Genomic DNA, 11,376 nt, shown 5'->3' on the forward strand with positions numbered 1-11,376 from the left:
GAGGCTCAGATATCCAGATCCCGCGCGAATTGGGCGTTTTCCTGAATGAAGTTATAGCGCAACTCCGGCTTGCGGCCCATTAGGCTTTCGACCAGATCGGGGGTGCGCACATCCTGCTGGCCGACGCGCAGCAGGGTGCGGCTGGCGGCGTCCATGGTCGTGACCTTGAGATCGGACGGCGGCATTTCGCCCAGGCCCTTGAAGCGGCTGATCTCGACCTTCTTGTTCTTGAAGGTCGTTGCCAGCAGCTCGTCCTTGTGCGCGTCGTCGCGGGCGTAGATCCGGGTCTCGCCGGCGGTGATGCGATAGAGCGGCGGCTGGGCCAGGTGCAGGTGGCCGTTCTCGATCAGGCTCGGCATCTCGCGATAGAAAAAGGTCATCAGCAGCGAGGCGATGTGGGCGCCGTCGACGTCGGCATCGGTCATGATGATGACCCGCTCGTAGCGCAGCTTGTCTTCCTGGTAGTGCTTGCCGGTGCCGCAGCCGAGCGCCAGCACCAGGTCCGACAGTTCCTGGTTGGCCTTCAGCTTGTCTGCGGTGGCGCTTGCCACGTTCAGGATCTTGCCGCGCAACGGCAGGATGGCCTGGGTATCGCGCTGGCGCGCCTGCTTGGCCGAGCCGCCGGCGCTGTCACCCTCGACCAGGAAGATCTCGGTGCCGATGGCGCTGTCGCGCGTGCAGTCGGCCAGCTTCCCCGGCAGGCGCAGCTTGCGGGTGGCGCTCTTGCGCTGCAGTTCCTTCTGCTGCTTGCGACGCTGGCGCTCCTCGGCCTTTTCGACCAGGCTTTCGAGCAGCAGCTTCGCCGAGGCGGAATCGTCCGACAGCCAGTGGTCGAACCGGTCCTTGACGGCCTGCTCGACGAGCTTCTGCGCCTCCTGGCTGACGAGCCGATCCTTGGTCTGGCCCTGGAACTGCGGGTCGCGCATGAACAGCGACAGCATGATCGCGGCCCCGCCGACCACGTCTTCGGCCGCGACGATGCTGGCGCGGCGATTGCCGACCAACTCGCCATAGGCGCGGAGCGAGCGGGTGAGGGCGGCGCGCAAGCCCAGTTCGTGCGTGCCGCCGTCCGGCGTCGGGATCGTGTTGCAATAGTAGGACGCGAACCCGTCGGTATCCTCGGGCCAGGTGATCGCCCATTCGACCCGGGCATGGTCGGCGAGTTCGACCTCGCCGACGAAGGGATTGGCGGTTACGGTCGATCGCTCCGCGATGACCGAGCCCAGGTAGTCGGCGAGGCCGCCCGGAAAATGCAGCACTTCCCTGTCGGGTACGCCATCGGGCAGCGGAATGCCCTCGGCGCAGCTCCAGCGCAGTTCGACGCCCTTGAACAGATAGGCCTTGGACCGGCACATCCGGTAGAGCGTGCCGGGATTGAGCTGGCTGCCGCCGCCGAAGATGTCGGCGTCGGGATGGAAGGTGACGCTGGTGCCGCGCCGGTTGGCGACCGCCCCCATATTGACGACCGGTCCCAGCGGCGCGCCGCGCGAATATTCCTGGCGGTAGAGTTGCTTGTCGCGCGCCACCTCGACCACCAGCCGGTCGGAGAGCGCATTCACCACCGAGATGCCGACGCCGTGCAGGCCGCCCGAGGTCTTGTAGGCGTCGCCGCCGAACTTGCCGCCGGAATGCAGCATGGTCAGGATGACCTCGAGCGCTGACTTGTCCGGGAAGCGCGGATGCGAATCGACGGGCATGCCACGACCATTGTCGCGGATCGTCAGCGACAGGTCGGCCGCCAGTTCGACCTCGATCCGGCTGGCATGGCCAGCGACGGCCTCGTCCATGGCATTGTCGAGCACCTCGGCGGCCAAGTGATGCAGCGCGCGCGCATCGGTGCCGCCGATATACATGCCCGGCCGCCGGCGTACCGGTTCCAGACCTTCCAGAACCTCGATATCCTTGGCAGAGTAGCTGTCGGTCTTGCGTGCGGTCGAATCGAATAGGTCCACCATGGACCGCACTATAGGGGCGTTGAAGCCCATGGCAAGCCGCCCCAGAACCCGCCGAAAGAAACCGGAGCATCCCTATGAATCACAAGGATTCCGCCGACGAGACGCCGCCCATGGGCGAAGCGGCGTTGAGCACGATCGCGATGCCGGGCGATGCGAATCCGACCGGCGACATCTTCGGCGGCTGGCTGTTGTCGCAGATGGATCTGGCCGGCAGCATTCCCGCGACCGAGCGCGCGAAGGGCCGGGTCGCCACCATCGCCATCGAGGCGATGAAATTCCATCGGGCCGTCCTGGTCGGCGATCGGGTGCGCTGCTATGCCGAGGTCCAGCGCGTCGGGCGAACCTCGATGAACGTCAGGATCGAAACCTGGGTGTCGCGGCTCGGCGTTGCGGGCATGCTGAAGGTGACCGAGGGCGTGTTCACCTATGTCGCGATCGACGGCAATCGGCATCCGCGGCCGGTCGATCTGTAACGATTTCGCCTATAATTCGGACGCCACAGGGGATCGATAGAGCGATGCAAGCGGGTTTCAGCAAAGTGCCGGAAGTCACGCTGGTCTTCTGGATCATCAAGATCGCCGCGACGACCCTGGGAGAGACCGGCGGCGATACGGTGACCATGACGCTCGATTGGGGCTATCTCGCCGGCACGGCCCTATTCCTGATGCTGCTGATCGCGCTCGTCACGGCACAAATCGCTGCAAAGCGATTCCATGCCTTTCTCTATTGGACCACCATCGTCGCCTCCACGACCTTCGGCACGACGATGGCCGACTTCGCCGATCGCTCGCTCGGTATCGGCTATACCGGCGGTTCGGCGTCGCTATTGGCGTGCCTGATGATCGTGCTCGGCGTCTGGTATCGTTCGGCGGGCACCATCTCGGTCGACACCGTGACGACGCCACGGATCGAAGCGTTCTATTGGGCGGCGATCACCTTTTCGCAGACCCTCGGCACGGCGCTGGGCGATTGGGCGGCGGATACCGACCAACTGGGCTATGGCGGCGGCGCGCTGGCCTTCGGCGGCGGCTTGGCCATCGTCGTGGCGCTGTATTACTGGACCGGCATCTCGCGCGTTCTGCTGTTCTGGGCCGCGTTCATCCTGACCCGCCCGCTCGGTGCCACCGTCGGCGACCTGCTCGACAAGCCGGTGAGCGACGGGGGCATGGCGCTTAGCCGCCCGCTGGCCTCGGGCGTCATCGCCGTCTTCATCATCCTGTGCATCGTCGCCCTGCCGCAGCGGGCCGGACGCCATCCCGGCGCGGCGTGATCTGGTCGCGCTCTAGTCGTTTGCGGGCGGACCCGAGGCAGGCGTCGCGGCATCCGCTTCCTGGACCGGGCTGGTCTCCGGCCGGATTTCGACCCGGGCTACGCCGTGTGCGCGCATCGCCAGTTCGTCGGCGGCACGGGGCGTCAGGTCGATGACGCGGCCGCGCACATAGGGCCCTCGGTCGTTGATGGTCACATGAACGATCCGGCCGTTTTCCAGGTTGGTCACTTGGACCTTCGTGCCGAGCGGCAGCGTCTTGGAGGCGGCCGTCAAGCGATCGGGGTTCATCCGCTCGCCGCTGGCAGTCTTCTTGCCCACGAAATGATGGGCATAATACGACGCTTTTCCGATCACCGGTCGAGACGTCGGGCTCTTTGCCGAAGTCTCTGCAGCGAAGGCCGTCGCCATTGTCGAGCATCCTGCGACCATGGCTATAAGAAGGGTCGTAATACGCTTCGAGTTCACCCTTGATTCCTTTTATTTCCACGTGTCGGCACGGGGATTTTCTGAAGGTTGCAGGGAGATCAACGAACATGATTGTGGCAATGTTCCGGCACTCGAGGAAAATGCCTCATCAATGTCACGCTCGTGGCGTTTTTGGGGCGAATTACTCCGCTGTGAGAATGATCACAGAACAGGACTTCATTTTTGCCCTACTGTTTCCTGGAGATGATTGAAACCGGCGGCACGTAGAATGATACGTGATGCCTTCAAAACGCCTCATATCCGCCAAGTACTCGCCGCGGAGCGCGGGCACTCTACGTTCATTGAGAGTTCGCTGGATGCTCGTCGCGGGGACGGCATCGGAGGGCTCGGATCAGGGGAGTGTGCATCATGCGATGCCAGTGTGACGAGCCCAACCTCAACGACCTGATCGCCGACCCGATGGTGCGCGCCCTGATGGCACGCGACGCGGTCGCCGAAGCGGATCTGCGCCACCTGATGGATCGGGTGCGCGATCGCTTCGTTCATGGAACTCATTCGGCCTCGGCGCCGTTGAACAAGACGCATTGACTTCCTGACACCCGCCCCGCCGCGCGCGGGTCCCCTCCAAGCGCGGCGATCCCCCCAAGACAAACTAAACCCCCGCCGGGTTCTTCGGCGGGGGTCTTTTCTTGCGCGCCCGACGTTACTGCGGGGTTACGGTCGTGGTGCGCTGGACCGTCGTGGTCTGGGTCGCGGGGGGCGCCACGATGATCGGAGCCGGCGTCGTATAGGTCGTCGTCCGCTCGGTCACCGTCGGCACCGCCGGCACGACCTGGTCGGTACGGGTCGTCGTGCGGGTCGTCGACGGGGTCGTACCGATCCGCTGGCCGGTCAGATTGTTGTAGATCGGTGTGCCGGGGGTCGTGACCTGGGTCGTGGTCGTGCTGGTGTCTTGGGCCTGTGCGACCGTGGCGGTCAGCAACAGACAGGCGACACCGGCGGCAAAGCCCTTAACCATTTTCAGCTCCTTCGAATGCGGGCAGTGGCTGAAGCCGCTGCATGCAGGAGAAACGGCTGGGAGCGCCACCTGTTCCCTCGCTTCCGAGGAGATGGCGCGGAGGCTATGGCAAGCCCTTGATCGGGCGGGATCTTTCGGTCCAAGGTCAAAATTGAGGCAGAAAAAGCCCCGCCGGTTTCCCGGCGAGGCTTTCCCTGTCTGGGGGGACCCGCGTTGCCCGCTGGCCCGACCTCTCGTTGGTTCGATCAGACCGAGTAGTACATCTGGAACTCGATCGGATGCGGCGTGTGCTCGAACGCATGCACTTCGTGGAACTTCAGCTCGATATAGGCTTCGATCTGGTCCTTGGTGAACACGTCGCCCTTCAGGAGGAAGTCGTGGTCGGCCTTGAGGCTGTCGAGTGCTTCGCGCAGCGAGCCGCAGACGGTCGGCACATTCTTCAGCTCTTCCGGCGGCAGGTCGTAGAGGTTCTTGTCCATCGCCTCGCCCGGATGGATCTTGTTCTGGATACCATCCAGGCCGGCCATCAGCATCGCCGAAAATGCCAGGTATGGGTTCGCACCCGGATCCGGGAAACGCACCTCGACGCGCTTGCCCTTCGGGCTCGATACGTAGGGGATGCGGCAGGACGCCGAGCGGTTGCGCGACGAGTAGGCCAGCAGGACCGGCGCCTCGAAGCCCGGGATCAGCCGCTTGTAGCTGTTGGTCAGCGGGTTGGTGAAGGCATTCAGCGCCTTGGCATGGCGGATGATGCCGCCGATGTAATAGAGCGCGGTGTCCGACAGGTCGGCGTAGCCCGAACCGGCGAAGGCTGGCTTGCCGTCCTTCCAGATCGACTGATGCACATGCATGCCCGAGCCGTTGTCGCCCTTGATCGGCTTTGGCATGAAGGTCGCGGTCTTGCCGTACTGGTGCGCGACATTGTGCACCACGTACTTGTAGACCTGCATGTCGTCGGCGCTTTTGACGAGCGTGTTGAACTCGACGCCCAACTCATGCTGGCTCGGGGCCACCTCATGATGGTGCTTCTCGACCTTGAGGCCCATGTCCTCCATGACCGTCAGCATCTCGGCGCGCAGATCGACCGCGCTGTCGACCGGATTGACCGGAAAATAGCCGCCCTTGATGCCCGGGCGATGGCCGGTGTTGCCGTCGGGATATTTGGTGAAGCTGTTGTACGGGCCTTCGTCGCTGTCGATTTCGTAGCCGGCGCTGTTCATTCCGACCTTGTAGCGGACGTCGTCGAACACGAAGAATTCGGCTTCCGGACCGAAATAGGCGGTGTCGCCGATGCCGGTCGAGCCCAGATAGGCTTCGGCGCGCTTGGCGGTCGAGCGCGGGTCGCGGCTATAGGCCTGGCCCGTGCCGGGCTCCGCCACGTCGCAGGTGATGATCAGCTGGGTCTGGGCCGCGAACGGATCCATCACGGCGGTCGACAGATCCGGAATCAGAACCATGTCGGACTCGTTGATGGCCTTCCAGCCCTCGATCGACGAGCCGTCGAACATGATGCCGCCGGTCAGCAGATCGGCATCGACCGTACGGATGTGGTGGGCCAGATGCTGCCACTTGCCGCGCGGGTCGGTGAAGCGGAAATCAACGTACTTGACCTCGTTTTCCTTGATCATCTCGAGGATTTTTTCGACATCGGACATCTGCAGGTTCCTTCCTTGAAAGCAGACTTGGTATGGAAAGCGCCGGCAACGGAACACAGACCATCGGCCTGTCCGCGCGACCGTTGCCGGCGGTTGAATGAGGCAGTCACTCTGCCTAATTTTTGGGCGAAGTGCTGCTTTTTTGATTTAGATGGCGTCGTTGCCCCGTTCACCTGTCCGAATACGGATGACCTCGTCGACCGGGCTCACGAAGATCTTGCCGTCGCCGATCCGGCCGGTGTGAGCGGCCTGCTGGATGGCTTCGACGGCGCGCTCGACCAGCGCATCCTCCATGATGACCTCGATCTTCACCTTCGGCAGAAAGTCGACGACGTATTCCGCACCACGGTAGAGCTCGGTATGGCCCTTCTGACGGCCGAAACCCTTCGCTTCGGTAACGGTGATCCCCTTGATCCCGACCTCGTGCAGCGCTTCCTTCACCTCGTCCAGCTTGAACGGCTTGATGACGGCTTCGACCTTTTTCATCGTTACTCCTCTTGGCGCCATACGGGTTGGGGCTACATCGCCAGGGTTCAAAGCATGACCCGTGCCAGTTTCGTTTTCTAGCCTGCGGCGCGTGCCAGAAAATCGCCAAATCGTTTCACGGCCTCGTCGATCGCCTCAAGAGAGGCGGCGTAGCTGAGCCGCAGATAGCCTTCGCCCTCGGCACCGAAGCTGGTGCCGGCGATCGTCGCGATGCCAGCCTCGTCCAACAGTCGCGCTTGCAGGGTCCTGCTGTCCAGGCCGGTCCCGGAAATGTTGGGGAAAACATAGAAGGCGCCGCCCGGCATGACGCAGCTGACGCCCGGCAGCCGATTGAGGGCGGCCACGATCCGGCCGCGACGCTCCGCGAAGGCCTCGACCATGTGCAGCGCCGGCTCGCGCGGTCCCTCGAGTGCCGCGATGCCGGCCCATTGCGCGGCAGCATTGACGCAGGAATGGCTGTTGACGGCGAGCCGCTCGGCATGGGGCAGCAGCGCCTTCGGCCAGACGCCATAGCCCAGCCGCCAACCGGTCATCGCGTAGGTCTTGCTGAAGCCGTCGAGCAGGATCAGCCGATCGGCGATTTCCGGATAGGTCAGCAGGCTGATGGCCTCGGCGCCGTCATAGACCATCTCGCCATAGATCTCGTCGCTCATGATCGCGACATGCGGATGCCGGGCCAGGCCCGCGACCAGCTTGTCGATCTCGGCCTTCGGCACCACGCCGCCGGTCGGATTGGCCGGGCTGTTGAGGATCAGCAGGCGCGTGCGCGGGGTGATGCGGGCCAGCACGTCGTCGGCCGTGAGCGCGAAGCCTGTCGCCTCGCGCAGCGGCAGCGGCACGGGCGTGGCACCGGAAAAACGGATGACGCTTTCGTAGATGGGAAAGCCGGGGTTCGGGTAGATGATCTCGGCACCGGGCTCGCCGAACATCGTGATGGCGAAGAACATCGTGACCTTGCCGCCGGGAACGACCAGCACCTGGGCCGGGTCGACGGTGACGCCATGGCGTCGATGGAGGTCGGCGGAAATGGCCCGGCGCAACTCCGGGATGCCCTGGGCCGGCGTATAGCCGTGGTGCCCGTCGGCAAGCGCCTTGGCGGCGGCCTCGACGATATGGCCCGGGGTCGCGAAATCCGGCTGGCCGATGCCGAGATTGACGATCGATCGGCCCTGGGCCTCCAGCGCCTTCGCCCGTGCCAGCACCTCAAACGCGGTCTCGGTGCCGAGCCGTCCCATCCGTGCCGCGACCGTCAATGCCGTCTCGTCCACCGCGCCCTCCCGCACCCGTTTCGTTACTTCGGGCCACGCTATAGACCGGCGATCGGGTCCGCAACCGGGGGCGGACGGAGGTCGGTGCCCCGTGGTTCGGTGCGGTTGCGCGCCTCCCATGCGCATTCGATGAGTTCGCCCGCTTGACGGGCGCTGCGGCGCTGGACTAGAAAGCGGCCTCCAGTGCGGCGGGTGTAGCTCAGTTGGTTAGAGCGCCAGATTGTGATTCTGGATGTCGCCGGTTCAAATCCGGTCACTCGCCCCAAACTGCCCCTTACAGATCAAGTACTTAACGTCATGCTCTCTTTTGGGCGCCTGTCTGCATGTAAGTTGCTGTATGTGACTCGGCTGGTGCCTCATTGGCGGGCTCAGGAAAATTCAGCCGCCGACCCGGATATTTTTTGCCTCATCGTCGTACGGGATCGCCGCCAACTCGGCCGTGTCGAATGAGCCCAGGTATTGAAGCTTCTTCGTCTTCTTACCGTTTTCGACCAGCGTCACCGAGATGGAGGCTTGGTAGTTGTACCGACCCGACACGTAGACCCCGACGTACTTGCGCGCTTCTTCTCTCGTGGAGCGGAGGCGCACCTGGATATCGACTATGCGATCGACGACGCCGGCTGTGCCTCCATAGGCCGGACAGAAGACTGCACCCGACCAAACGTCAGATCATCAAATCGTGCTTGCAACGCGAGAGCCATCAACAGAGAATCTTCGTTCCCGCGCGTCCTATGAGAGCTCTCGGCACGCTCGCGCAGCCGATGCCCAGCATCGCGGCTCTCTTTGTCCGCAATCCCGTCCGACAATCAATTTGTCCGGAAACTCCAAAAATCCAGGTTGCCGGACCAGTTTGGTCATGACCGCCAAATGGCCGTCCGAGGACAGGCGATTTGACGGCGCTGGCCTCGGCTGGACGCTTTCCGATGCAATCCGAACTTCTGCTTCGCACCCGTGTATGAACCCGCTGCGCGGGATGGGAACTTGGGTCGCGGTCGGGTGCATTCATAGGCGGCGATGAGAGGTTGAACGGGTCCGGGTCGGGCTCCGAGCATGAAGCGTCGCCCTTTAGCTCGAGAGGAAGATCCGATGTTCCCACAAGCAGCGCAAGGACCGCAACGCGATGCTGTCGCCGCAACTGCTCGAGCCGCTGCGGTTTTAGTGGCGCGTGGGCAAGCGGCAGAACATCAAGCCGCCCCATCGTTGGCTGTTCCTGGTCGCAGCGTTGCCGAGCCGGCCTCGACCCGCCGGATCAATCGCGCCGTCCATAAGGCGGTGGAAGCGGCCGGTAATGGCGCCGAGCTGTGGCGCCGCCTCAAGCAGCAGGGTTTTCGTGGCAGCCTGGGGTCGTCGGCGAATCGACGACCCGCTGCCGCCGCCCGCCGCGCAGCGCGAGATCGGCGCTGAGCGTCCGCTGCGTCATCAGATCCAAAGGTTCGGCCCAACGATCGAATTCTCTGACATCGACGGTCTGTGGTCCGGTCCGCACGACGATCTGTTGGCGATCCGCAATGGCCGGCAGGCGAACCGATGCCACCGAAAGGCCCTCGGCGGCCCGGGGGCCTGGAGAGACGGTGGTCAGCGGCGGTTCAACGGAAAGGGTAAAGTCGTCAATCAGCGCGGAATCGGGACCCGCTTTCAGCGTCCAATATTTGGACGCTGTTCACCCCGGATGCTGGGTCACTTTTCCACGCTGCTTTCCAAACATCCCTACGAAGAGGGCGCGCCGCTGCCGGCGGAGCGCTAGTCGGCGATCCTGACCGTCGTCATTCAGACGCCCCATACCGAAGAGCGGCTCCGGCAGAACCCGCTCGGCATCTATATCGATGCGATTTCCTGGGCCCGTGAGCTGGGAGGTGTTCCATGACTCGTTTGCTGCCGCTGTCTTCCGTCTGTGCCTTGGCGCTTGCGGCCTGTGCAGAGAAGCCGCCGACCATCGCCTATGACGATCCACAGCCTGCTCATTTGGAGCCGGAACCCCCGAAGCCGGTCCAAGTCGTCAGCCTGCCGGAGCCTCTGCCTCTGCCGGGGGAGTTGAAGCCGGTCGCGGTCGAGACACCGCCGCCGGAAGCGACGGATCCAGCCCGACGGGTCTAGCGAGCAAATGCCGCCGCCAAGGTCGATCCGATCCGCGACGGCTACGTCAATGCCGTGCAGGTGTTCCCCTATGCCGACGGCGCGCTCTACCAGATCTATGTGGCGCCGGTCCACGTCACCGACATCGCGCTCGAGCCGGGCGAGCTACTCAAATCCGTCGCCCGAACAGCTGATCCCGGCGATGCTGGAGCAGTTCACTACGGGCGGATCGAGGGTTTCGGGCGCAGTCAAAGCGGACGGAAACAGCGACGGAACTCGCCCCTATGACCCCTGGCCCTGGCTCTCGCGAACGGCAAGTGTGATCGTCTCCAGGAAACGGCGCAGCGCGGGATTGGCATTTTCCGCAAGCCAGACGCCGACGATTTCCATTTCGGTGGCGGGGCCGGCGAGAGGGCGTGTCAGCAGGCCCTCGGTGTTCAGGCTCAACAGGCTCGATTCCGGAAACAGCGCGATGCCGAAGCCGGCACGCACCAGGCCGATCTGGCGGCGAGGGCTGCGGATCAAAGTTGCTCTAGGTGTTTAGTCCCGGCATTTGATGGTGCATTCTGTTCGCGAGAATGGCAGGAGGCACTATGGGCCAGGTTCTACACGGCAGCGCCACGACGACTGAGGCAATCCGTCGCTTTTCCGCTGCTCTGCGCCATTCTTTCTTATGGATGTCCAGCCCCTATCCTTCCTCCTCGGCAACTATGCCTCGGATCAGTGCGTCTGAGTGCCGACATGACAAATGTTCACTATTTGTTCGATTTCACTTGACCCTCCGGAATTAAGTCGGTCAAATAGCCCAACATGGCGTAGCCGCGTTCGATCGCGCTTCCGCCGTCACTCGATAACCGCCGCGGGCTAACGCCGCCGGCGGTTTTCTTTTGCTCGACATTCCCGAGGGTCCTTAATGCAGATCATATCGATCGTGCAGGGGCCTTGTCGCGAGTCTACGCGGCCCAGGCTCCTGCTCGCCAAGACGTCGACCGTTTGGTTGTGGCCGGGCATCCCGTTGACCGAGCGGCGCGGCATAACCGTCCAACCGATTTCGCCGGACGCCACGCGCTTCTGGCTGAGCAAGGTAAGCGTCCGGCGAATACCGTCTGCGGTCGAACGAGATCCGCAGGGCGATGAGGCCGCTAAGGGGTGTAGTCAGAGCTGGCCCCGTTCGTTCGGACAGATTGGCGTCTTGATTAAGCTATTCCCAGGTTTCGTTCATGCC

At 63.5% G+C, this 11,376-nt stretch carries 13 protein-coding genes, 1 tRNA gene and 1 pseudogene; 7 read left to right on the plus strand and 8 right to left on the minus strand.

The genetic code is table 11. The features are described 5' to 3' along the window. Nucleotides 1-5: 5 nt before the first annotated feature. Nucleotides 6-1,955 (minus strand): DNA topoisomerase IV subunit B, encoded by a 1,950-nt coding sequence (gene parE, locus VGV37_RS26310; protein ID WP_326882774.1) that lies wholly within the window; start codon nucleotides 1,953-1,955, stop codon nucleotides 6-8. Nucleotides 1,956-2,029: 74 nt separating this feature from the next. Here parE and VGV37_RS26315 point away from each other — a divergent pair, with 74 nt between their 5' ends. Next, nucleotides 2,030-2,428: an acyl-CoA thioesterase gene (locus VGV37_RS26315; RefSeq protein ID WP_326882775.1), complete on the plus strand. Its 399-nt coding sequence runs from the start codon at nucleotides 2,030-2,032 to the stop codon at nucleotides 2,426-2,428. A gap of 44 nt (nucleotides 2,429-2,472) precedes the next feature. Then, a complete protein-coding gene (locus tag VGV37_RS26320; protein WP_326882776.1) occupies nucleotides 2,473-3,225 on the plus strand; it encodes a hypothetical protein in 753 nt (250 codons plus the stop codon). 12 nt (nucleotides 3,226-3,237) lie between these two features. Here VGV37_RS26320 and VGV37_RS26325 read toward each other — a convergent pair whose 3' ends face one another. After that, nucleotides 3,238-3,633 carry a septal ring lytic transglycosylase RlpA family protein gene (locus VGV37_RS26325; protein ID WP_326882777.1) on the minus strand — a complete coding sequence of 132 codons (396 nt, stop codon included), beginning with the start codon at nucleotides 3,631-3,633 and terminating at the stop codon, nucleotides 3,238-3,240. 426 nt (nucleotides 3,634-4,059) lie between these two features. Here VGV37_RS26325 and VGV37_RS26330 point away from each other — a divergent pair, with 426 nt between their 5' ends. After that, nucleotides 4,060-4,239 carry a hypothetical protein gene (locus VGV37_RS26330; RefSeq protein WP_326882778.1) on the plus strand — a complete coding sequence of 60 codons (180 nt, stop codon included), beginning with the start codon at nucleotides 4,060-4,062 and terminating at the stop codon, nucleotides 4,237-4,239. A gap of 115 nt (nucleotides 4,240-4,354) precedes the next feature. Here VGV37_RS26330 and VGV37_RS26335 read toward each other — a convergent pair whose 3' ends face one another. The 4 genes from VGV37_RS26335 to VGV37_RS26350 all read right to left on the minus strand — a co-directional run bounded on the left by VGV37_RS26335 (nucleotide 4,355) and on the right by VGV37_RS26350 (nucleotide 8,078). Continuing rightward, a complete protein-coding gene (locus tag VGV37_RS26335) occupies nucleotides 4,355-4,669 on the minus strand; it encodes a hypothetical protein (RefSeq protein ID WP_326882779.1) in 315 nt (104 codons plus the stop codon). Nucleotides 4,670-4,914: 245 nt separating this feature from the next. Then, nucleotides 4,915-6,324, minus strand: a complete 1,410-nt coding sequence (gene glnA / locus VGV37_RS26340) for a type I glutamate--ammonia ligase (RefSeq protein WP_326882781.1) — start codon at nucleotides 6,322-6,324, stop codon at nucleotides 4,915-4,917. A gap of 147 nt (nucleotides 6,325-6,471) precedes the next feature. Continuing rightward, nucleotides 6,472-6,810, minus strand: coding sequence for a P-II family nitrogen regulator (locus VGV37_RS26345; RefSeq protein WP_326882782.1), 339 nt, complete (start codon nucleotides 6,808-6,810; stop codon nucleotides 6,472-6,474). A 77-nt stretch (nucleotides 6,811-6,887) separates the two neighbouring features. Continuing rightward, on the minus strand, nucleotides 6,888-8,078 hold the full coding sequence (locus tag VGV37_RS26350) for a pyridoxal phosphate-dependent aminotransferase (RefSeq protein WP_326882783.1): 1,191 nt from the start codon (nucleotides 8,076-8,078) through the stop codon (nucleotides 6,888-6,890). 188 nt (nucleotides 8,079-8,266) lie between these two features. On the opposite strand from VGV37_RS26350, the gene VGV37_RS26355 reads away from it, so the two are divergent. After that, nucleotides 8,267-8,343 (plus strand) — tRNA-His (locus tag VGV37_RS26355). A gap of 113 nt (nucleotides 8,344-8,456) precedes the next feature. Here VGV37_RS26355 and VGV37_RS26360 read toward each other — a convergent pair. Next, nucleotides 8,457-8,666: a hypothetical protein gene (locus VGV37_RS26360; protein ID WP_326882784.1), complete on the minus strand. Its 210-nt coding sequence runs from the start codon at nucleotides 8,664-8,666 to the stop codon at nucleotides 8,457-8,459. A gap of 700 nt (nucleotides 8,667-9,366) precedes the next feature. Here VGV37_RS26360 and VGV37_RS30400 point away from each other — a divergent pair. From VGV37_RS30400 to VGV37_RS30385, 3 genes and pseudogenes are all read left to right on the plus strand, one after another. Continuing rightward, nucleotides 9,367-9,822 (plus strand): hypothetical protein, encoded by a 456-nt coding sequence (locus tag VGV37_RS30400; protein WP_326882787.1) that lies wholly within the window; start codon nucleotides 9,367-9,369, stop codon nucleotides 9,820-9,822. Further along, nucleotides 9,823-9,942, plus strand: a pseudogene (locus VGV37_RS26370) (VirB8/TrbF family protein); the annotation flags it as partial. After that, nucleotides 9,939-10,172 (plus strand): hypothetical protein, encoded by a 234-nt coding sequence (locus VGV37_RS30385; RefSeq protein ID WP_414638105.1) that lies wholly within the window; start codon nucleotides 9,939-9,941, stop codon nucleotides 10,170-10,172. The pseudogene VGV37_RS26370 and the gene VGV37_RS30385, both read left to right, overlap by 4 nt. A gap of 261 nt (nucleotides 10,173-10,433) precedes the next feature. On the opposite strand, the gene VGV37_RS26380 is transcribed toward VGV37_RS30385, so the two are convergent. Next, entirely contained in the window at nucleotides 10,434-10,676 is a 243-nt protein-coding gene (locus tag VGV37_RS26380) for a LysR substrate-binding domain-containing protein (protein ID WP_326882785.1), read from the minus strand. Between the last annotated feature and the right edge of the window lie 700 nt (nucleotides 10,677-11,376).

This window comes from Aliidongia sp., from assembly GCF_035943795.1.
Classification (GTDB): domain Bacteria; phylum Pseudomonadota; class Alphaproteobacteria; order ATCC43930; family CGMCC-115725; genus Aliidongia.

Excerpts from the sequence above, each read along its gene's own strand:
- VGV37_RS26330 (WP_326882778.1), top strand. The coding sequence starts at position 4,060 with ATGCGATGCCAGTGTGACGAGCCCAACCTCAACGACCTGATCGCCGAC.
- parE (WP_326882774.1), bottom strand. The coding sequence starts at position 1,955 with ATGGTGGACCTATTCGATTCGACCGCACGCAAGACCGACAGCTACTCT.
- glnA (WP_326882781.1), bottom strand. The coding sequence starts at position 6,324 with ATGTCCGATGTCGAAAAAATCCTCGAGATGATCAAGGAAAACGAGGTC.
- VGV37_RS30385 (WP_414638105.1), top strand. The coding sequence starts at position 9,939 with ATGACTCGTTTGCTGCCGCTGTCTTCCGTCTGTGCCTTGGCGCTTGCG.
- VGV37_RS26315 (WP_326882775.1), top strand. The coding sequence starts at position 2,030 with ATGAATCACAAGGATTCCGCCGACGAGACGCCGCCCATGGGCGAAGCG.
- VGV37_RS26335 (WP_326882779.1), bottom strand. The coding sequence starts at position 4,669 with ATGGTTAAGGGCTTTGCCGCCGGTGTCGCCTGTCTGTTGCTGACCGCC.
- VGV37_RS26345 (WP_326882782.1), bottom strand. The coding sequence starts at position 6,810 with ATGAAAAAGGTCGAAGCCGTCATCAAGCCGTTCAAGCTGGACGAGGTG.
- VGV37_RS30400 (WP_326882787.1), top strand. The coding sequence starts at position 9,367 with ATGGCGCCGAGCTGTGGCGCCGCCTCAAGCAGCAGGGTTTTCGTGGCA.
- VGV37_RS26325 (WP_326882777.1), bottom strand. The coding sequence starts at position 3,633 with ATGGCGACGGCCTTCGCTGCAGAGACTTCGGCAAAGAGCCCGACGTCT.
- VGV37_RS26320 (WP_326882776.1), top strand. The coding sequence starts at position 2,473 with ATGCAAGCGGGTTTCAGCAAAGTGCCGGAAGTCACGCTGGTCTTCTGG.